The organism is Clostridium acetireducens DSM 10703, assembly GCF_001758365.1.
GTDB classification, from domain to species: Bacteria; Bacillota; Clostridia; order Clostridiales; family Clostridiaceae; genus Clostridium_C; species Clostridium_C acetireducens.
This window is the reverse complement of the sequence record NZ_LZFO01000008.1, coordinates 18,187-40,161: the sequence shown is the minus strand read 5'-3', so window position 1 is coordinate 40,161 and position 21,975 is coordinate 18,187. Positions and strand designations below refer to the sequence as shown.

Here is a 21,975-nt window from a genome sequence, read left to right as displayed (position 1 = left end):
CACCTCATGTCGTAAAAATATTTCTTTTCCTAATTTAGAATTTTAATTCCAAACTATGCTTAGAAATTATTATTCAAGTATATAAACTGTATTAAATAAGCATTATAGTGAGTAATCTTAGTATAAAATCAAAAATTTTTACAAAAGCTTTTGATTTTATAATAAATTATATTTGCTTTTAATTATTAACAAAATTATTAATATAATATTACAAATTTATTACAAATTAAATGCTATTTTATATATTTTCTTTTTTCACCATTTCAATAAACTTTTCAACTAAATTAGGATCAAATTGTATTCCTTTAAATTTTATAAGCTCTTTTATAGCTTCTTCTTTTTTCATTGCTTTTCTATAAGGTCTATCACTTATCATAGCATCATAAGCATCTAATATAGAAACTATTCTACATTCTAAAGGTATATCTTCTTCTTTAATTTTAAGAGGATAACCATATCCATTCCACCATTCATGGTGTTTTAATATTAAATCTGAAATATGCATTAATTCTTTAGATGAATTTGAAATTCTATATCCTATTTCACAATGACGCTTCATTTCATTTTTTTCTAAATCATTTAAAGGACCACATTTTTTTAATATAGAATCATTTATACCCACTTTCCCAATATCATGAAATTGAGCTAAAAGACATATATCATTTACAGTTTTAGTTGGTAAATTTAAGTGCACTGCAAATTTAAATCCTAAATCCTTCATTCTCTCTGCATGACCTTCTGTTATAAAATCTCTAACTTCTAAAGTTTTCATTAAAGTTTTTATAATAGAATTTCGACTACTTTGTTTTCTATTTAACTTATTGCTATACATATTGTTATCTGCTTTTTTAAATATTTCATTCATAGGTTTTGAAAAGCCTTTTCTAAAATAAAATCCTGTAGAAATACTTAAATGGAAATCTAAATTTTTAGAATTATATTCATCTACAGAATTTTGTATATTCTTATTTAAATTTTCTATTTTTTTATCAGTACAATTTTCTATAGATATAGCAAATTCATCTCCACCTATTCTAGCTACAGGGTATTTGTTACTACAAGCATTTTTTAAAACTAAAGCTGCTTCTATTAATATCTTGTCCCCTTCAGAATGACCTAAAGTATCATTTATAATTTTAAGTCCATCTATATCACACATAATAATTCCTACATTAGGTGTATTATTTCTATCATAGTTATTTATTAAATTTTCAAAATAATTTCTATTATAAAGTCCTGTAAGTCCATCATGCAAACTTATGTATTTTAATTTTTCTTCAATTAAAATATGCCTTGTAATATCTCTTGCAATTCCTTCTATAAAAATTAGATTGTTGTTTTCATAAGTAGGTACATTTCTAAATTCTAGCCAAACTTTGTTTCCATTTTTGCTTATACAAGTTAATATTACTGGATTTTTATAATCAGGAGTTATGTTATTAAATAAATCCTCTTTTTTAAATTTTTTACCTTTATAATATAATTTATCAAAAATAATATTTGGGTTATCATAAATTTCCTTAGAATTATATCCTAATATTTCTTTTACAGCAAAATTTAAATACTCAAATTTAATTTTAGGATGTAATTTAAGCATATATATTATATCTTGAGCATTTTCTGTAAGTAATCTAAATTTTTTTCTCTTTCCTTTAATTTATTTTCCGATGCTATTAATTTCATTTCCATTTCTAATTTGTCAATAAATTTATAAACCACAGAAGGAAAACTAGATATAAATTTATCATTTTTTATAATATAGTCATATGCTCCTAATTTCATCATTTCTAAAATAGTATCCCTATCACTATTAGAAGTCATCATTATAAAAGGTATATTATATCCCTTATTTTTTAAATTTCTTATAAATTCACTGGCATTTATAGAGGGTAGTATATAATCTAAAATCATTGCTGTATTTTTATAATTGTTTTTTATAAAAGCATAGGCATCTTCAGCATTTAAAACGCATTTAACATAAAAACCTTTTTTATTTAGTATATCTAAAATTATTTTATTTAATGTTATATTATCTCCTACTACTAATATTTTAATATTATTCCCCTTTTCAAAAGACACTTTAATACTCCTCCTTTATAAAATAGAAGTAATTAATATCCACAAATACAAAATTATAATTATATTATATAAAAAATTTACACATTATTACAATAGATATAGATAATTTTGCACTCTTTTACATATTATACTCTCATAGTACTGGCTTTTCAATAATATTAATTTCTCCACTTAAAAAAGTATATTCACTAATATATAATATAGTTTGTTCAATAAAAAATCATTGATATAATTTAATATAAAAAATAATCTGTATAAAAATAATAAGGCAGCTTCATAAAGAGAGTTTGGAAATAAGTCATTTCATTAAGAAACTCTAAGAATAAAAAATAAAAAAACTCCTACCCAATTTATGCCCCGTCCTTGGGGCGGAAATTGGCTCATCACGTCCTGTGATGAATTACGGAGTTTTTTTATTTTTTCTTCTAAGATTTTCTAAAATTCATTCAAATTATTTCCAAACTCTCTTTATGAAGCTGCCTTATTATTTTTATACAGATTATTTTTTATATTAAATTATATCAATGATTTTTTATTGAACAAACTATATTATATATTAGTGAATGTACTTTAAAAACATTTATATTTTAGTTATTATAAGGATCCCATTTAACTTCATATTTATCTTCTTCATTATTGTAAAACATTAAAATCCAATCTGACACATTCCACTTGCCATTAATATAATCATACTCTACTTTGTAGTAGTTAAAACTTGGATAGTTATTTAAAGTGAAACAACAATAAATAGAACCTAATATATCTTTATTTTTATATTTATTTTTTACTTCTTTATAAATATTATTAACCCAATCTTCAATAAATTTTTTATTATTTATATACATTTTAGGAGAAGTATTGGTACCTTTTGGAAGAAGAGATTTTAAAAATTTTTCTTTATTTTCATTTCCGTAAATGTTCATAATAATCAATATACTTTCTCCATCCTGGCTTTCTGTAATATTATAACTGTCTATAGGTACAAATATACCATTTAAATTATAGCCTTTATACTTGCTTTTTAAATAATTTGCAAATTTATCATGAGATAATTGCACTTCTTCATTAAATTTACTTAAACTAATTAAATTATTTTTTTCTATAATGTATTTTACATCATCAATAGGAATAGAAAATCCTCCTTTCAACGCTTCATACCCTGCATAGGTTATTCCTATAACTTCATTATATTCATTAAAAAGAGCCCCTCCAGAACTTCCTGGTTTTATAAATGCAGTAGATTCTATATCTTTCCCTTCTCTAAGAGCACTTTCTTTAATGCCTTTCACTATTCCTTCTGTAACCACATTTTTATAACCACCTGGATTTCCAATAGCTATAACTCTATCTGATAGTTGAATATCTTTTGAATTTCCTAAATTAACTTTAGTAAAATTATCTCCTTCTATTTTTAAAACAGCTATATCCTTTTCTCTACTATAGCCACATACGCCCTGCACATTATATTTTTCTCCATTTTCCATAGTAACTTTTGCAAAGTATCCTTGTTTTATAACGTGAAAATTAGTAACTACTTTGCCTTCTTCAGAAACAATAAAACCGCTGCCTTCCGCCAAAGGCTTACCTTCCTTATCAAATACTTGTATATCTACTACAGAATTATTGTTTTTTTCTTTTATTTCATATTTAGTAAATTCTCTTTCATATTTTAAACTTCTTTCTACATAAATACTTACAGAAGCTTGTCCTCCTAATATATTAGCTCTTTTGTAATTTTCTTCATCTAAATATTTCTTTTGAATATTTATACTTTCTCCATCTGTTAAAATTATAGGAGCTTTTAAATTGCAAGCTAAAGCACTACCTGATAAAGCATCAGGAAAATTTTTGCCACTAGCTAATATAAAATCTTCACTTTTAAAATTAAATGTTTTGCATATATTTAAAGAAGTTTCGTATCTATCTACTCCGCCTATTCTTATAAAATCCTCTTCTTTTATACTGGGAATTATGCTTTTAATACTATCTTTTAAAGAGTTTTTTACTACAGCTTCTCCACCTATTAAATATACTTTTTCAGGTTCAATTTTTTTTATTATTTCTATGCCTTCCTTTGATAATTTGTCTGCTGGTGTTATTATTATAGGATATCCTTTTTCTGCTGCTATACTAGATATACTTAAAGCATCTGGGAAATTGTATCCATTTACCAAAACTACAGGTGTATTCTTTGCTGTATTAGTATTTTCAATTATTTCTTTATTAGTTGAAAACCTATCTTTTCCTCCCAGCCTTATTATATTTTTATATCCTCTATTTTTAAAAGCATATATAAATTCCTCTTTTACCGCAGCATTTCCCCCTAAAATATATATAGTTCCATTTTTATCTAAATAATTTTCTAAATAACTTAAAGTTTTTCCACTTTCTTCTACAGAATTTCCAACTAATAGTATAGGTGCATTGTACTTTTTTGAAATATTACTGCCAGATAAAGCATCTGGAAAGTTGTACCCATTAGCTATTATTACATTATTAACTTTTCCAAATTCCTTACTTATATTTATAGATGTTTCAAATCTATCTTCTCCATAAATTCTTTTTATTTCATAGGTTTTTGAATTTGCTTTTACTGTATTAAAGGGCAAAATAGACAAAATTGTTATTAAAATAAAAACTATAATATTATTTTTTTTCAACTGACATCCCCTCTTTTAATTTTAGTATTTTATTATTTATTATAACATATGTTATTTTCAGGTTGTTAAATAAAAAATAATTGATATAATTTGAAATAAAAAATAATTAAAAATAATAATACAGCAGCATAAAGAAAGTTTGTAAATAAGTCATTTCATTAAGACACTCTAAGAATAAAAAATAAAAAAACTCCTACCCAATTTATGCCCCGTCCTTGGGGCGGAAATTGGCTCATCACGTCCTGTGATGAATTACGGAGTTTTTTTACTTTTTATTCTAAGAGTGTCTAAAATTCATTCAAATTATTTACAAACTTTCTTTATGCTGCTGTATTATTATTTTTAATTATTTTTTATTTAACAACCCAAATTTAATATATTTATACAACAACTCCTGTTTTTACATATAGTATATAGAAGGATTTTAATATTAAACATAGAATAAATACATGATGTAGTAATATTTTTATTAGGAGTGATAATATGAGAATTTTTAAACACTGGGCACTAATTTTTACTTTATTATTATGTTTTACTATAACAGGCTGTGGCACATTAAATGTGGGAACAAAAACAGTAATTAATAATAAAGGAGCTGGAACTATAACTTTTAAAATTTCATCAGAAGGTATATATGAACAAGTTTTATCTGGCAACGAAAATAATAATAACTTATTTAATTTAAAAAACAAAAATATTCAAAAGAAAGCCTTTAAAGAAGGTGAAAAATCTATTGAAGAATATACTTTAAAATTTAACAACATAAAAGAATTTAATGATTTATTTAAAGATGTTAAAAAAGATGAAATCAAAATAGAAATAAAAGAAAATAAATCTTTATTTAAAATCACTTACCAATATAAATTATATTTACCAAAAGGATTTTCTTTAGATGAGCTTTCAAAAGAAGCTTTAAATAATAATAAAGCTGGACAACCTCAAGATTTAGAAATAGTTAGTCCTGAACAAGTTAAAGCATTTTTAGGTTCTTCTATTGTTTTTTCCAACGAAATTGTAGTTCCAGGAAAAGTTGAAGTTACCAATGCAGTATCAACTAGTGCATCTAACAACGTAAATACTTTAAAATGGAGCTATTCCCTATCACAAATTAATCCAAACAATCCTCTAATAGCTACATATTCCATATCAAACAAAACAAACATAGCTTTAGTTTCTGGAATATCAATAGTTGCAGTTGCAGCCATAGCATTTATTATATTAAAGAAAAAGAAATAAAAATTTGGGGACGGTTAACAAATAATTATGGAGATAGAAGGATAGTAAAAGACTTTGTACCTTAAAGTGAATTTCACTCTTAAATTCTATCCTTTATAAAAAGCTATTTTACTAAACTTTTCAAACTCGCTTTCAGCTCACACAGTGAAAAGTTCTTCACGTAAAATAGTTTTTATAAAGGAAGAAATTTATAGAGTTTATTCAATACAGGTACAAAGTCTTTTACTATCCTTCTATCTCCATAATTATTTGTTAACCGTCCCCAAAATTTTTATTTATTTAGTTATTGGTATTTTGAATATATATTCTTTCATAGTCTTAATATTATCTATAGTATCTGAGCATAAAAAGTATTTTTTGTTTGGTTGTAACTTTTCTACTTTTAGTACAAATTCTCTAGGTTTATTTCTATTTTCTCTTCTTTTACACATGTTATATATTTCCAATTCATTTCCTTGTTCATCTTTTACAAGTAATTTATTAGCTTGATTATAAGGAAATTGTCCATCTGCAGTGTATTTTATAATTGTTTTGTTGTCTTCATTTTTTATATCATTTATTATAAGATTGCCCATTTTGCCTTGATTTATCTTTATAGGATATTGTCCATTAATAGGAACTTTAACTTCTTTAAATTTATTTTTTTCTTCTGTATTTCTAGTAAATTCGCATGGAATTACAGTTAAGTATTTAGGGGTTTGTTTTAAGCTTTCTAAATCTAGTTTGTATTTATACCCATTTATATTAAATACTCCTTGGCTTTCTCCTGAACTTCCTTTTTGAAAAAGTTCTACCCCTTTGTCATCTAAAATAATCCAATATCCATAATCAAATAAGTTATATCCCTTAATTTTTCCTTGACTTTCTTTATTTTTATACTTTCCTTTTATAAATATAGATGTATTTATAGGATTTAAACTTACTTTATCCACTACTAAAGTATTATTAGGAAAATCTACTTTAATATTAGGTTTTACTTTTAAAGTTTTTTCTTCTAAAGCTTTTTTAGAAACATTAAAAGAAAGGTCCCACTTACCACTAGTATTAAATATTTTATCCACATTTAAATCTACTTTAAAATCTCCTCCTAGTTTTTTATCTTCTACATCTAATTCACAAACTCCTATAATAGTATTATCATCTACATTTTCCCACTGCATGCCTCCTCCTAGTCTTTCCTTCTTTCCATTTATGCTAATATAATTTCCTAAAAATAAACTACTTATATCCTCATTATCAACTTTTATTTTTTTATTTGAATTTAATGTACAACTTATGACTAACTGCGAATCATCACAAACTGCTTCATTTACAGTAAATTTTATACCTTTATCTTCTGCAGTTTTATTTATAGCTTTGGAATATTTATCATACTCTTCATTTCCATCATATTTATTAGTAATAGTTTGCATTACTGAATTTAGTATAGGAATATCTTTTGCAAATCCTGAATTAGCATTAGCTCCTATAACACAACAAATACTAATTGCCGCTGCTATAGCTATATATTTTTTTCTACTATGCTTTTTACACTTTATAGTTTTTCTCAAATTACTTTTTAAATTATTCTTTTGAACATCATTCATACTTTCATTAATATGTTCAAATTCTTTTTCATCATTTTCCATATAATTAAATAACTTAAACAAATCCTTTTCTCTCATATAATATCCTCCTTCAATGATAAAAACTTCTTCTTTAAAAACTTTCTCCCTCTTGACAACCTATTATCTATAACTGATCTATCTACATTTAATTTTTCTGCAATTTTACTTATTTCTTCCCCTAATAAATACCTATCCACAAATATTTCTTTATCAATATCCTTTAGCTCGTCCAACATTTTTAAAACTCTTTCTTTATCTTCCTTAGCAATTACTAATTTTTCAACATTACATTTATCCTCTAAAATAATATTCTCTAAAAACTCTAAATGCTCTTCCTTAGAATATTTTCTTATATAATCTATAGCTTTATACTTTGATATAGCAATAATCCAAGATTTAAAATTTCCTTTAACCTTATCATAACTATCTATATTATCCCAAATTGCCAAAAAAACATCATTAACACACTCTTCTATAGAATTAACTTGAAATCCCTTACTTAAGCTACTATAAACTACCCTATACACTAAATCACCATACAAATCTACCGCAAACTCCAAAGCCCCCTCATCTCTTTTTAACATAAAATCTATAAAGTTTTCCTTACTAATTTTCAAACTTCTCATCACCTCAATTTCTCTTCTCATATATTACTACGTTATATCAACCACTTTTCTATCAATATTTCAATACATTTATATTATTAAAAATGGGGACGGTTAACAAATAATTAAAGAAATATTAGGGTAGTAAAATAGCTTTTTATAAAGGATAGAATTTAACAGTGAAATTCACTTTAAGGTACAAAGTCTTTTACTATCCTTCTGGCTCCTTAATTATTTGTTAACCGTCCCCATTTTTTTGATAAGAAAAAGGTTGATAACATATAGTTTGCTATCAACCTAAATTTAAAAATCTATTTTATATTTTCAATATTCCATATTTCTTTGGCATATTCTTTTATGGTTCTGTCACTAGAAAATCTTGCTGAATTGGCTATATTTGTAATGCTAATTTTATTCCAAACATTTGTGTTCTTGTAGAGCTGTTCTATTTTTTTCTGAGCTTTTATATATTCCATAAAATCTTTTAATACAAAATATTCATCTCTTCTAAGAAGTTCATTGTATAAAACTTTAAATTCATCTCTATTTATATCTAAAAATCCATTTACTAATTTGTCTACTGAATTTTTTATAATAGGTTCTCTGTTATAAACTTCAAATGGATTGTAATTTCTATTTTTATAATAATTTAATACTTCTTCTGCTTTTAAACCAAAGGTCACTATATTTTCTTTTCCTACTGCTTCTAATATTTCAACATTTGCTCCATCTAAAGTTCCTAGGGTAATTGCTCCATTCATCATAAATTTCATATTTCCAGTTCCTGAGGCTTCTTTACTTGCAGTGGATATTTGTTCACTTACATCTGCTGCTGGAAAAATTCTTTCTGATAGAGAAACTCTATAATTTTCTAAAAACACTACTTTTATTTTATCTTTTACTCTGCTATCTTTATTAATTTTTTCTCCCAAAGCATTTATTAACTTTATAACTTGCTTGGCTTCATAATAGCCTCTAGCTGCTTTTCCTGAAAATATAAATGTTCTAGGAAATACATCTCTATTTTGTAGTACTTCATTGTACATATAAATTATATTTAACACATTTAAAAGCTGTCTTTTATATAAATGAAATCTTTTTATTTGTACATCAAATATAGAATTTTCATCCACAATTATACCAGTACTATCTTTTATAATTTTTGATAGTTCTATTTTATTTTCTTTTTTTATACATTGAAGCTTTTCACAAAAACTTTTATCTTCAGCAAAACTTTCTAACTTCTTAAGTTCTTTAGGTGATTTTATCCAACAATCTCCTATGCTTTCACTAATTAAATTAGATAACTTAGTATTAGACTTTAATAAAAATCTTCTATGGGTAATTCCATTGGTTTTATTATTAAATCTTTCTGGATATATATCATAAAAATCTCTCATAACTTCTGACTTTAATATATTTGTATGAAGCTTAGCTACCCCATTTACACTATGACTTCCTACTATAGCTAATTTAGCCATATTTATTTCATTATTAAAAATAATAGCTATATTTTTAGCTTTTTGTTCCCCTTTTTCTCTTAAAACTCTTTCATAAAATCTTTTATTTATTTCCTCAATAATCATATACACTCTTGGAAGAAGCTCTTTAACCATATGTAAAGGCCATTTTTCTAATGCTTCTGGCATTATAGTATGGTTAGTATAAGAAATAGTATTTACAGTAATATGCCAAGCTTCCTGCCAAGATAATCCTTCATAATCTATTAAAATTCTCATTAATTCAGGAATTGCTAATGTAGGGTGAGTGTCATTTATGTGTATTGCTATTTTTTCATGGAAAGAATTAATTTTATTACTTTTTTTATATTCATTTATTATGCTTTGAATACTAGCAGAAACTAAAAAATACTGCTGCTTTAATCTTAAAACTTTATTTTTATAATTATTATCATCAGGATAAAGCACATAGGATATAGACTCTATATCTACTTTTTCTTCTACTGCTTTTAAATACTCTCCTAAAGAAAAATAATCAAAATCAAAATCCTTTTTAGATTTTGCCCTCCAAAGCCTTAGCGTATTTACAAATTCATTTTTATACCCTAAAACTGGCACATCGTAAGGTTCTGCTAAAATACTATGATAATTTTCCTCTTTAAAAATCAATTTATTATTTTCATAAATTGATTTTACATTACCTCCAAATTTAACTTCTACACACTTATCTATTTTAGTTATACCCCAAAGCCCCCCGCTTTTAAGCCAATTATCTTCTTCTTCTACTTGATAACCATTTATAATTTTTTGCTTAAATAATCCGTATTTATATTTTATTCCACATCCACAACCAGGTAATTGAAGAGAAGCCATAGAGTCTAAAAAACAAGCTGCTAATCTTCCTAATCCTCCATTTCCTAGTGCTGCATCTTCTTCTAATTCCTCTAACTCTTTTAGTGAAATTCCCATTTCCTCTAAAGCTTCATTGCATAAATCTTTTATACCTAAATAAATTAAATTTCTATCTAAAAGTTTTCCTGGTAAAAATTCTAAAGAAAAATAATATACCTTTTTCACATTATTTTCTTTACGAATTTTATTAGTATTAACCCACTTTTTATACAAATCATCTCTTATAGTGTACACTAAAGCATTATACTTATCTAATAATGTAGCTTCTTCCAAATTTGTTTCACATAAAGTACAAAGATTGTTCAAGTACACTTTCTTAAAATATTCTTTATTAAACCCCAACAGAAAAACCTCCTAATTATTCATAAAAAATTACCTGGTTAAAAAAAATTAATTATCTAAAATTTTTTTATAAATATCCAAATACTTTTCTGCAGAATTATTCCAACTATAATCACATGCCATAGCCTTTTTAACTAAAAATTCCCAAATGTCTTTATTATAATAAAAATCAATTGCCCTTTTAATAGTATAGAGCATATCCTGAGCATTTATATTACTAAAAGAAAAACCATTTCCTTCTCCAGTATATTCATTATAAGAAAAAATGGTATCTTTAAGCCCTCCTGTTTCTCTAACTACAGGCAAAGTACCATATCTTAAAGCTATAATTTGTCCTAAACCGCAAGGCTCATATAAAGAAGGCATTAAAAAAATATCTGATGCTGCATATATTTTATGTGACAATTTATCGTCAAAATAAATATTTGCAGATAATTTACCCTTGTATATTTTTTCTTTTTCCTTAAAAAAACTTTCATAAGCACTGTCCCCAGTGCCTAATATCACCATTTGAACATCCATATTTAAAATATCATCTAAAACACACTTTATTAAATCCATACCTTTACCTTCTACTAATCTTGAAACTATTGATATAATAGGCACTTCTTCCCTAACATCTAAATTTAAGCTTTTTTGAAGTTGAATTTTATTTATAATATTTTTTCCTGTAAACTTAGAATAATTAGCCCATATATTTTTATCCCTTTCAGGATTATACACATGATAATCTATACCATTTACAATACCATAAATTTTATAATTTACACTTTTTAAAAGCTGATGTAATCCTTCTCCAAAATACTCACTTTGAATTTCTTTTGAATAAGTTTCACTTACAGTAGATACTACATCAGAATAAATTACACCACCTTTTAAAAAATTAACTTTTTCATAAAACTCTAATTTATCTATAGTAAAAACTTCCTCACCCATATTTAAAAGCTCTCCCAATACTTCTTTTCCAAACACACCTTGATACTTTAAATTATGAATAGTAAAAAAAGTTTTTATTTCATTATAAAAAGGATTGTACTTATACTGTTCCTTTAAAAACACACTTACTAAAGCTGTATGCCAGTCATTACAATGTATTATATCTGGCTTAAATCCTATATGAGTAAGTGATTCTAAAATAGCCCTAGAAAAATAAGCTATTCTCTCTCCTTCATCATAATAGCCGTATAATCCCTTTCTTTTAAAATAATATTCATTATCTACAAAATAATAAGTAACACCTTCATGCTCTAGCTGTTCAATACCACAATATTGATTTCTCCAACCTACTGTTACTCTAAAATTACAAATATTTCTCATTTTTTCTTTAAAACTATAATGTATATCTTCATATTTAGGAATGATAACTCTAACATCTATTCCCTTTTTTTTAATCTCCTTTGGAAGAGAACCTACTACATCTCCAAGACCTCCTGCTTTAGCAAAAGGATAACATTCTGAAGCTGCAAAAAGAATCTTCATATAATTACCTCCTTAAATAATAGCTTTTTTTTCTATTATTAATGGATAATATTTACCTCCTATTAATGTCATGTTTTTAGTTATAGTAACTTCTTTATCTAAAATAACATTTTCTATTTTAGCACACTGCTGTACTAATGAATTTTCCATAATAATACTGTCTTTAACATAAGCCCCTTTTTCCACTTTAACCCCTCTAGATATAATACTATTTTCAACATTTCCTGCTATAATAGAACCATTGGCAATTAAAGAATTTTTAACTTGTGCTGTTTCCATGTACTTTACAGGAGGCTGGTCCTTTACAGAAGTATATATTAAGCCTTCTTTTGTAAATAACTCAGTAGCTATATCCACATTTAACAAATCCATATTGTATTTATAATAATTTTTAACAGAATCTATATTTGCCACATAGCCTTTGTATTCATATCCATAAACTTTTAAAGCTCTTAAATTATGGATTATGCAATGAGTTTTAAAATTATATACTCCTCTAGATATACATCTATTTATTAAATCTACTAGCAAATATTTTTCCATTAAATATACTTCCATAGATTCCTTTGAACTATAGGCCTTTTGGGGATTTACTTCCATTCTAAATACCCTGCCTAATTTATCTGTTTCCATTATAGTTTTTTTATTATGATTTAATATATCCTTGCCAAAATCCTTATATATTATTGTAATATCTGCATTTTTTTCTATATGATGCTTTAATACTTTTTTAAAATCCATATTAAATAAAAAATTACTACTGCATACTATTACATACTTTTCTGAAGCTTTGCTAAAGTAATCTATATTTGCATAAAAATTTTCTAAATCACCTTTAGGAATATCATCCACTGTTTTTATAGAATTAGGAGGAAGTATATTTAATCCATTTATTTTTCTATCCAGTCCCCATTCCTTACCTGAACGAAGATGTGCCATTACTGACCTAGCATTATTTTGAAGCAAAACTCCTACATTTTGCACACCTGAATTTATCATATTAGACAATATAAAATCTATAAGTCTATACCTGCCCCCAAAAGGAACAGCACCTATAGACCTATTAGCTGTTATTTCCTTTAAATTACTTTCTTCATCTAAATTATTTATTATCCCCAAAACATTTTTCATTACACTACCCCCTAAAATTCCTAATCATAATCTTCACTAATACTTGCCACTACTATCCCCTTAGGTATTTGAGATTCTTTTAATACTGTAACTTCTCCACCTATTACTGTAATATCCGAATCTATTTTTTCATATAAATATTCATCTATATTATCACTGCTTTTACCTATAGAAGCCCCTTCTTCTATAACAGCTTCTTCTCCTATAATAGATTTTTCAATTATTACATTTCTATCTATTTTTACATTAGGCATTATTACAGAGTGCTTTATAAAGCTGCCTTCTTCTATATAAACTCCAGGAAATATTACGGAATTTTCTACATTGCCATGTATAATACAGCCTTCATTTACAAGAGAATTAGTAACTTTTGATTTATTTCCTATATAATTTGGAACTTTAGTTGGATTTACTGAATATATTTTCCACTTAGTATCATATAAATTTAATTTTGGATTATCACAAAGTAAATCCATATTGCTTTCCCAAAAGCTTTCTATAGTACCTACATCTTTCCAATAACCTTCAAAATTATAAGCATAGGCTTTCCTATTATCTTTAATTATTTTAGGTATAATATCCTTGCCAAAATCGTGATTAGAATTTTTATTAATTTCATCTTTTATTAAATAATATTTTAATAATTCCCAATTAAAAATATATATTCCCATAGAAGCTAAATTGTTTTTTGGATTTTTAGGCTTTTCTTCAAATTCTAAAATTTTATTATGGCTATCTGTATTCATAATTCCAAATCTACTAGCTTCTTCAAAATCAACTTTTATAACTGCAATAGTTGCTTCTGCTCCTTTTTCTTTGTGATAATCTAACATTTTTGAATAATCCATTTTATATACATGATCTCCAGACAATATAATTACATATAAAGGACTATACTCATCTATAAAATTTATATTTTGATACACAGAATTAGCAGTACCCTTGTACCATTCTCTTCTGCCTACCATAGCATAAGGAGGGAGTACTGTGACTCCCCCATTGCTTACATCTAAGTCCCAAGGACTTCCTATACCTATATAAGAATTTAAAATTAAAGGTTCATATTGAGTAAGTACACCTACTGTGTCTATACCTGAATTAGAACAATTACTTAAGGTAAAATCTATTATTCTATACTTACCTCCAAAATAAACTGCTGGTTTAGCTAGTTTTTTTGTAAGTATTTTAAGGCGGCTTCCTTGACCTCCTGCTAAAATCATAGCTATGCATTCCTTATGCTTCATTTACATTTCCCCCTAAGTCTTTTATGTTTTTATTACCTTTAATCCTATAATTTAGATTATTGATTCTATTTTCATATTCTTCTTCCTTAAAAAAACTTTTAAATTTTATGAAAATAGTGGATAAAGGTGGTAGTATCAACTGTACAGAGTATGTTTTATTGTGCCACTTTATTTCTTCCGAATTTATATTTTCATTATTTTTATTACCTTTTCCACCAAATTCACATAAATCACTATTAAATACTTCTTTATAAATTCCTTTAAAAGGAACACCTATCCTATAATTTTCTCTAATTACAGGAGTAAAATTACATATAACTATTATAAAATCTAATTTTTCTTTTCCTTTTCTCATAAATGTTATAACACTATTGGTATAATCATTGCCATCTATAAAATCTAGACATTCTACTTCACAATCTTTTTCCCATAATGTTTTTTCATTTAAGTAAAAATAATTTAATTTTTTAACATAATGCTGCAATTTTCTATGAGCATCATATTTTAATAAAAACCAGTCTAATTCTTCTTTATCTCTCCACTCTATAAATTGTCCAAACTCTCCACCCATAAATAAAAGCTTTTTACCAGGATGACCTATCATATATCCATAGAAAGCTCTCAAATTAGCAAACTTTTCATAGTAATTCCCACTGATTTTATTAATTAAAGATTTTTTACCATGTACCACTTCATCATGAGATAAAGGCAATATATAGTTTTCTGAAAAAGCATAAGAAAAAGAAAAAGTTATTTTACTGTGATGCCACTTTCTATGAATAGTATCTATTTCCATATACTTTAATGTATCATTCATCCAACCCATATTCCATTTAAAATTATATCCTAAACCTCCTATGTATGTAGGTCTAGTAACCATAGGCCAAGCTGTTGATTCCTCTGCAATCATAAGAGCCCCTGGAAAACTTTTAAATATTACTTCATTTAACTTTTTCATAAAAGCTACTGCCTCTAAATTTTCTTTTCCACCATATATATTAGGTATCCACTGGTGCTCACTTTTTCCATAATCTAAATAAAGCATACTAGCTACAGCATCTACTCTAAGTCCGTCTAAATGGTACACATGAAACCAAAAATAAGCATTAGAAATTAAAAAACTCCAAACTTGATTTTTTGTAAAATCAAAGTTTAATGTACCCCAGTGAGGATTTTCTGATTTTAAACTATTTGAATTTTCATAAAGACAGCTGCCATCAAATTTTGAAAGACCATGGCTATCTTTACAAAAATGTGCTGGTACCCAATCTAAAATCACGCCTATGCCCTTTTCATGACAATAATCTATAAAATACATAAAATCTTCTGGAGTTCCATATCTACTAGTTACACTATAGTAACCTGTTATTTGATAACCCCAAGATTCATCTAAAGGATGTTCTGCCACTGGTAAAATTTCTATATGAGTGTATCCTAATTCTAAAACATAATCTATTAATTCTTTTGCTAAATTCCGATAATTAACCCCTTTTTTTATTTTTTTAAAACTTCCTAAATGTACTTCATATATGAGCATTGGAGAATTGTATGGGTTATAATATATTTTTTTATTTTGCCAATTATAATCTTTCCAAGCGTAATTATTCAAAGGAAAAACTATAGAATTTGTACCTGGTCTTAATTCTGAATAAAAAGCATAAGGATCCGCCTTAAATATTTCATTATTATTTTTAGTAATTATTTTGTATTTATATCTATCTCCTTTTTTTATATTGGGTATAAACAAACTCCATATACCATATTTTTTCTTATTCTCCATTATGTGATTTTCACTTTGCCAATTATTAAAATCTCCTACTACAGATACTTCTTTAGCATTAGGAGCCCAAAGTGAAAATCTTGCTCCTTTTATTCCATTTTCTTCTGTTATATGAGCTCCTAACAAATTGTAACTTTTATAATGCTGCCCATTATTAAATTTAATCAAATTAGGAGCTGATATATCCTCTATTTTTATTACCATCACCTCCAAAAATAACCCATTACCAATTGTTATAATATTCTATAAAGAATATTTATTTCCTCTTTTGCAGCAAAAAAATTTTATAAAATTAAATTTTAAACAGCTAATCATTAATATATATGGCTTATCTATAAATTTATTACAAAAATAAGGGGACGGTTAACAAATAATTGAGAAACTAATTTAGGGGACAGTTAACAAATAATTATGAAAATACATGGGCCGTAAAATATTTTAGCACTGTATTGAATAAACTCTATAAATTTCTTACTTTTAAAAAACTATTTTACGTGAAGAACTTTTCACTGTTTGAGCCAAGCGAGTTTGAAAAGTTTAGTAAAATAGTTTTTTAAAAGTATAGAATTTAAGAGTGAAATTCACTTTAAGTGCTAAAATATTTTACGACCCATGTATTTTCATAATTATTTGTTAACTGTCCCCTAAATTAGTTTCTCAATTATTTGTTAACCGTCCCCTTATTTTGCTTCTACTTGCTTTGTCCAAGAATCTACATAAGTTCCTGTAGCCCATTGACACATAATAGGTTCTTCTCCTTCTTTTAAATTTACATTAATAGCTATGTCACCTATAACTCCATTTTTTAAATGTGCTACCATTAAATTTGTTTTTGTAAATATTATTATAAAATCTCTATTAGGAGAAGTATAAGCATCTGTAGCAAGGGGCACTTTAGATTTTATAACATTGAAAGAAGGATATAATTCATCGTAATTTACTATTTTTTTAGGAGGTGCATAAGATATATCATAATCCATTTTAGAATCATTAAAATTAACTCTTCCCCTTAAAATCCATCTTCCGCTTCTTCTTACTACTGCCCAATTCTTACACATATCTTTTTTATTTACTGCTGTTTTATATTTTTCTTCATAAGAATTAAAAATATTGCTTAAAGAATTAGATACACTATGTATATTTAAACCTTCACCTTGAAGATTATCTAAGGGAAAAACTCTTAAATAAGACTCTTGAAAATCTAATACTTTATCTATAGAAATATACTCATTACCTATAAATATAATTTTTCCACAACCTAAATCTCTACTATTTTTATACTTGTGATTTTCATTTATTTTCTTACAAGAATTAAAATCTTCTGCCCAAAGTACATTATCCTGTACACCTACTTTAAAAAAACCATTTTTCCTAGGCACTAAAATATTTTCAATTTCTTTTAATTTATCAAATTTCCCATAGTTATAAGATATCCATAAAGTCCTGTAATTATATTTATATTCTTCATCATTAAATCTAAGACCTAATAGTACTCCAGATTTATATTTTATTTCTTTTTCTATATTAGAAATTATGATTTTAGAATCCTTTTCTTTTAAATTTAACTTTAATTTACCTTGTGAGCCTTCTCTTTTAAAAAACAATAATAATCCTTCTTGATTTTTTATTACATAATTTTTATCTATTTGTATATACTCATCAAAAAATTTATCTTCTTTTGAAGAAATAGTTATAACTTTCATATACTCATTTTTTATGCCAATAGAGCTATCTTTTATTTTAAATTTATCCCAAAAATAACTTTTAGAATTAACTATTTTTACTTTAAAATTAGGTTCTTTGCAAATTTCTTTATTAAAATAAACAGTATTTTTATCAAAATGAGCTTTTTCACCTATATAATTTTTAGCTTCTTCCTTAGTTATAGAAGAATCATTAATAAATGTATACTTTTCTACTATCCAATTTCCTTCAAGAGGAACATTAATTATTTTTCTAGGTACTATTTTAGGTGTAAAAGATAGTTTTATATTTTTAAAAGCAAAAATCATTAATATAAATACTGGTACAATAACTAAATAACTAATCTTTTTCAATTTTACCACCTTTCCTCCTATTAATTTTATAATTCATAAGGTATTTTTACATACACAATAGTACCTTTATTTAACTCACTGTTTATTTCTAAAATTCCCTCATGAAGCTCCACTATTTCTTTACACACTGAAAGACCTATGCCATTTTTAGACATACTATTTTTCCCTTTAAAAAATTTTTCTGTAACATGAGGCAAATCTTCTTTTGATATACCTGTACCAGAATCTTTTATTTTTATTACTAAATAGTTTTCATCTTTATAAACAGAAAATATTATATAGCCTTCCTTAGGAGTAAATTTAAAAGCATTATCCAATATATTTAAAATCACTTGGCTAATTCTATTTTTATCTAATAAAATAGGCGGAATATTTTTTTCAATATCCATAGTAAATTTTATATTTTCCCTATTAGCTCTTGGCTTCATTTGATTTTTAATAAATCTAGCTAAATTATCTATTTCTACATATTCTTTTTTTAAATTAACTTTTCCTGAAATCAGCTTGGAAAAATCCAGTAATTCCTCCACTAATAAAGACAATCTATCGCTTTCTTTCTCTATTATTTCTAAACCTTCATATACTTCTTCTTTATCTTCTAAATCTCCTAATTTTATAGTAGCTGCCCAGCCTTTTATAGAAGTTAATGGTGTTCTAAGCTCATGAGATACAGAAGATATAAAATCATTTTTCAATCTTTCATTTTTTATTATTTCATCTGCCATAAAATTTAATGTAGATGCTAGCTCTCCTATTTCATCATCTCTTCTTATTATTAACCTTTCATTAAAAGTACCTGATGCAAATTTTTCAGCTACTTTATTAACTTCCTCTAAAGGTTCAATTATAGTATTAGACAAAAATATGCTTACCATGCTAGATATTATTATGACAAATAATCCTATAATAAAAAACAACAAAGATATTCTATTTAACATACTATCTACTTTTGAAAGAGAAGATATAAACCTTAAAACTCCCTCAATACCACTAGCAGATTTTAATGGATAAGATACATACAACACATTTTCACCAGTAACATCATCTTTTTTTATATCTGTACCTAACTTACCTTTAAGGGCTTTTTCAATATCTTCCCCCACTACAGTACCTTCCACAAAATTACCTATAGAATCCATAAGCATTTTAGAATCCTTATTTATTATTTGCACTTCTGCAGAAGTATTTTTCCAAAATATATCCGCATTATTTCTTACATTTTCTTCTAAAGTAGAAGAAGAAAAATAATTATTATAAAATTCTACAGAAATTTTTATTTGATTTGAAAGCAAGTTTTGAGTATTGTTATAATAATATTTTTTTATAGCAGCAATAAGTACAGCTTCTAATATAAACACTGTTATTATTATAATAAAAAGATAGCTTCCAACTAATCTAGACTTAATGCCCTTCAAAATATCAATCCTTTCTCCATCTGTAGCCTACTCCCCATATAGTTTCTATATAATTAGGCTGTGAAGGATTATGTTCTATCTTTTCCCTAATCCTTCTAATATTCACATCTACTATTTTATTATCTCCAAAATAATCATATCCCCAAACCAAATTAAGTATTTCATCTCTAGTAAAAGCCTTATCCTCATTTTCCATAAAGTTTTTTATAATTAAATATTCTTTAGGAGTTAATTCTATTTCTTTATTATTTTTATATAGCTTTCTAGACTGAGTGTTTAACTTAAATTCACCAGAAATAATTTCACTATTTTCCTTTTTTAAATTACTTTTATTTATCCTTCTAAGTAATGCATTTATTCTAGCTATTAACTCCAATGGATTAAAAGGTTTAGTAACATAATCATCTGCTCCAAATTCCAGTCCCATTATTTTATCCATATCTTGAGTTCTAGCTGTAAGCATAATAATGCCTACTTCTTTTAAATATTTTCTTAAAATTTCACAAGTTTTAAAACCATCTATGCCTGGTAGCATAATATCTAATATAATAACATCTGGCTTTTCCAGATTAGCTTTTTCTATAGCCTCTTCTCCAGAAGAAGCTTCTATAACTTTAAAATTATTTCTCTTTAAATTTATTTTTATAAAACCTCTTATAGATTCTTCATCTTCTACAATAAGTACCTTATTTTCCATACAAATTCCCAACTTTCTGTTTTATTTATTAATATCACTAAAATTATAACATAGTATAATATTAAATTTGATAAAATATTACCTTTGTAACTAATTTGTAATATTATATTAATATTTTTGTTAAGCATAAAATCTAAATATGGAGTATTATATACCTGAAGGTAAAAAATAGTTTAAAAAAGTATAAACAGCTAAGGAGAGATACAAATGAAAAAAGGAATTATGTTTTTAATATTACTAATAATGATAGGTTCTTTTGGATTCTTTTTCGCCCATAACAAAGCAGCTAAAAGTAATGTATTAACTAAAGCAGCAGATTCCAAAAAAACTGAACAAATGGAATCTGAGAAAAAAAGGATACAAGCTGAAAAAGAAAAGAAAGAAAAAGAAGAAAAATCTAAAACTAAATTTGCACCAGGTAATGTAATGGAAGAAATAGATGCTTTAAATGCCAAAGAAGACACTGAAAAAGTTGCTTATTTAACTTTTGATGATGGTCCTTCTCGCAATTTAACACCTAAAATACTGGACATACTAAAAGAAAATGATGTAAAAGCTACTTTCTTTGTAATAGGCTATATGGCTGAAGAAAATAAAGATTTACTTATAAGAGAAAAAAATGAGGGACATTCTATAGCTAACCACACTTATTCTCATAATTATAAGAAAATTTATTCTAGTCCAGAAGCTTTTTTGCAGGATTTACAAAAGGGTAATGATGTTTTAAAAAATATATTAGGTGAAGATTACAATAGCAAATTAATAAGATTTCCTGGTGGTTCCTTTGGTAACAGATTAAATCCTTTTAAAGAAGCAGCTAAAAATAACGGCTATTCTTTTGTAGATTGGAATGCTTTAAATGGAGACGCAGAAGCTCCTCTTGTATCTGTAGAAAAACTAATGCAAAATTTAAGGACAAGCACTGAAGGTCAAAAGCAAGTAGTTATTTTAATGCATGATGCACCAGCAAAAACTACAACTGTACAAGCTCTACCTGAAGCCATACAATACTTAAAATCTCAAGGATACACTTTTAAAACTTTGAATTAAAATACTTAATGTTAGTATAATTTGCAGATAAAAAAGAATTGTAAATAATTTATGTGAAAATAATAATACAGATTTATAAAGAGAGTTTGTAAATAATTTGAATGAATTTTAGAGAATCTTAGAAGAAAAAATAAAAAAACTCCGTAATTCATCACAGGACGTGATGAGCCAATTTCCGCACCAAGGACGGTGCATAAATTGGGTAGGAGTTTTTTTGTTTT

At 25.8% G+C, this 21,975-nt stretch carries 15 protein-coding genes; 2 read left to right on the top strand and 13 right to left on the bottom strand.

The features are described from left to right. Positions 1 to 238: 238 nt before the first annotated feature. The 3 genes from CLOACE_RS03755 to CLOACE_RS03745 all read right to left on the bottom strand — a co-directional run bounded on the left by CLOACE_RS03755 (position 239) and on the right by CLOACE_RS03745 (position 4,739). Entirely contained in the window at positions 239 to 1,597 is a 1,359-nt protein-coding gene (locus tag CLOACE_RS03755; RefSeq protein ID WP_070109712.1) for a sensor domain-containing diguanylate cyclase/phosphohydrolase, read from the bottom strand. A gap of 5 nt (positions 1,598 to 1,602) precedes the next feature. Beyond that, positions 1,603 to 2,079, bottom strand: coding sequence for a response regulator (locus tag CLOACE_RS03750; protein WP_070109711.1), 477 nt, complete (start codon positions 2,077 to 2,079; stop codon positions 1,603 to 1,605). Positions 2,080 to 2,666: 587 nt separating this feature from the next. Further along, on the bottom strand, positions 2,667 to 4,739 hold the full coding sequence (locus tag CLOACE_RS03745; protein WP_070109710.1) for a cell wall-binding repeat-containing protein: 2,073 nt from the start codon (positions 4,737 to 4,739) through the stop codon (positions 2,667 to 2,669). Positions 4,740 to 5,222: 483 nt separating this feature from the next. On the opposite strand from CLOACE_RS03745, the gene CLOACE_RS03740 reads away from it, so the two are divergent. Beyond that, a complete protein-coding gene (locus CLOACE_RS03740) occupies positions 5,223 to 5,975 on the top strand; it encodes a hypothetical protein (RefSeq protein ID WP_070109709.1) in 753 nt (250 codons plus the stop codon). Positions 5,976 to 6,250: 275 nt separating this feature from the next. Here CLOACE_RS03740 and CLOACE_RS03735 read toward each other — a convergent pair whose 3' ends face one another. The 10 genes from CLOACE_RS03735 to CLOACE_RS03690 all read right to left on the bottom strand — a co-directional run bounded on the left by CLOACE_RS03735 (position 6,251) and on the right by CLOACE_RS03690 (position 20,704). Then, positions 6,251 to 7,639 (bottom strand): DUF4179 domain-containing protein, encoded by a 1,389-nt coding sequence (locus tag CLOACE_RS03735; protein WP_070109708.1) that lies wholly within the window; start codon positions 7,637 to 7,639, stop codon positions 6,251 to 6,253. Continuing rightward, positions 7,636 to 8,208, bottom strand: a complete 573-nt coding sequence (locus CLOACE_RS03730; protein WP_242866388.1) for a sigma-70 family RNA polymerase sigma factor — start codon at positions 8,206 to 8,208, stop codon at positions 7,636 to 7,638. The genes CLOACE_RS03735 and CLOACE_RS03730 overlap by 4 nt, the downstream gene beginning before the upstream one ends. A 290-nt stretch (positions 8,209 to 8,498) precedes the next feature. Next, positions 8,499 to 10,901, bottom strand: a complete 2,403-nt coding sequence (locus tag CLOACE_RS03725; RefSeq protein ID WP_139141310.1) for a glycogen/starch/alpha-glucan phosphorylase — start codon at positions 10,899 to 10,901, stop codon at positions 8,499 to 8,501. 48 nt (positions 10,902 to 10,949) lie between these two features. Continuing rightward, a complete protein-coding gene (gene glgA / locus CLOACE_RS03720) occupies positions 10,950 to 12,380 on the bottom strand; it encodes a glycogen synthase GlgA (protein WP_070109705.1) in 1,431 nt (476 codons plus the stop codon). A 12-nt stretch (positions 12,381 to 12,392) separates the two neighbouring features. Further along, complete coding sequence (glgD, locus tag CLOACE_RS03715) at positions 12,393 to 13,511, bottom strand: glucose-1-phosphate adenylyltransferase subunit GlgD (RefSeq protein WP_070109704.1); 1,119 nt, start codon at positions 13,509 to 13,511, stop codon at positions 12,393 to 12,395. Positions 13,512 to 13,531: 20 nt separating this feature from the next. Next, entirely contained in the window at positions 13,532 to 14,755 is a 1,224-nt protein-coding gene (locus tag CLOACE_RS03710) for a glucose-1-phosphate adenylyltransferase (protein WP_070109703.1), read from the bottom strand. Beyond that, on the bottom strand, positions 14,745 to 16,739 hold the full coding sequence (gene glgB, locus CLOACE_RS03705; RefSeq protein WP_070109702.1) for a 1,4-alpha-glucan branching protein GlgB: 1,995 nt from the start codon (positions 16,737 to 16,739) through the stop codon (positions 14,745 to 14,747). The genes CLOACE_RS03710 and glgB overlap by 11 nt, the downstream gene beginning before the upstream one ends. A gap of 476 nt (positions 16,740 to 17,215) precedes the next feature. Continuing rightward, positions 17,216 to 18,592, bottom strand: a complete 1,377-nt coding sequence (locus tag CLOACE_RS03700; RefSeq protein ID WP_070109763.1) for a hypothetical protein — start codon at positions 18,590 to 18,592, stop codon at positions 17,216 to 17,218. A 26-nt stretch (positions 18,593 to 18,618) separates the two neighbouring features. Further along, on the bottom strand, positions 18,619 to 20,007 hold the full coding sequence (locus CLOACE_RS03695) for a sensor histidine kinase (RefSeq protein ID WP_101495378.1): 1,389 nt from the start codon (positions 20,005 to 20,007) through the stop codon (positions 18,619 to 18,621). Positions 20,008 to 20,011: 4 nt separating this feature from the next. Further along, entirely contained in the window at positions 20,012 to 20,704 is a 693-nt protein-coding gene (locus CLOACE_RS03690) for a response regulator transcription factor (protein WP_070109700.1), read from the bottom strand. 207 nt (positions 20,705 to 20,911) lie between these two features. Here CLOACE_RS03690 and CLOACE_RS03685 point away from each other — a divergent pair, with 207 nt between their 5' ends. After that, complete coding sequence (locus CLOACE_RS03685; RefSeq protein WP_070109699.1) at positions 20,912 to 21,754, top strand: polysaccharide deacetylase family protein; 843 nt, start codon at positions 20,912 to 20,914, stop codon at positions 21,752 to 21,754. Positions 21,755 to 21,975 lie beyond the last annotated feature (221 nt).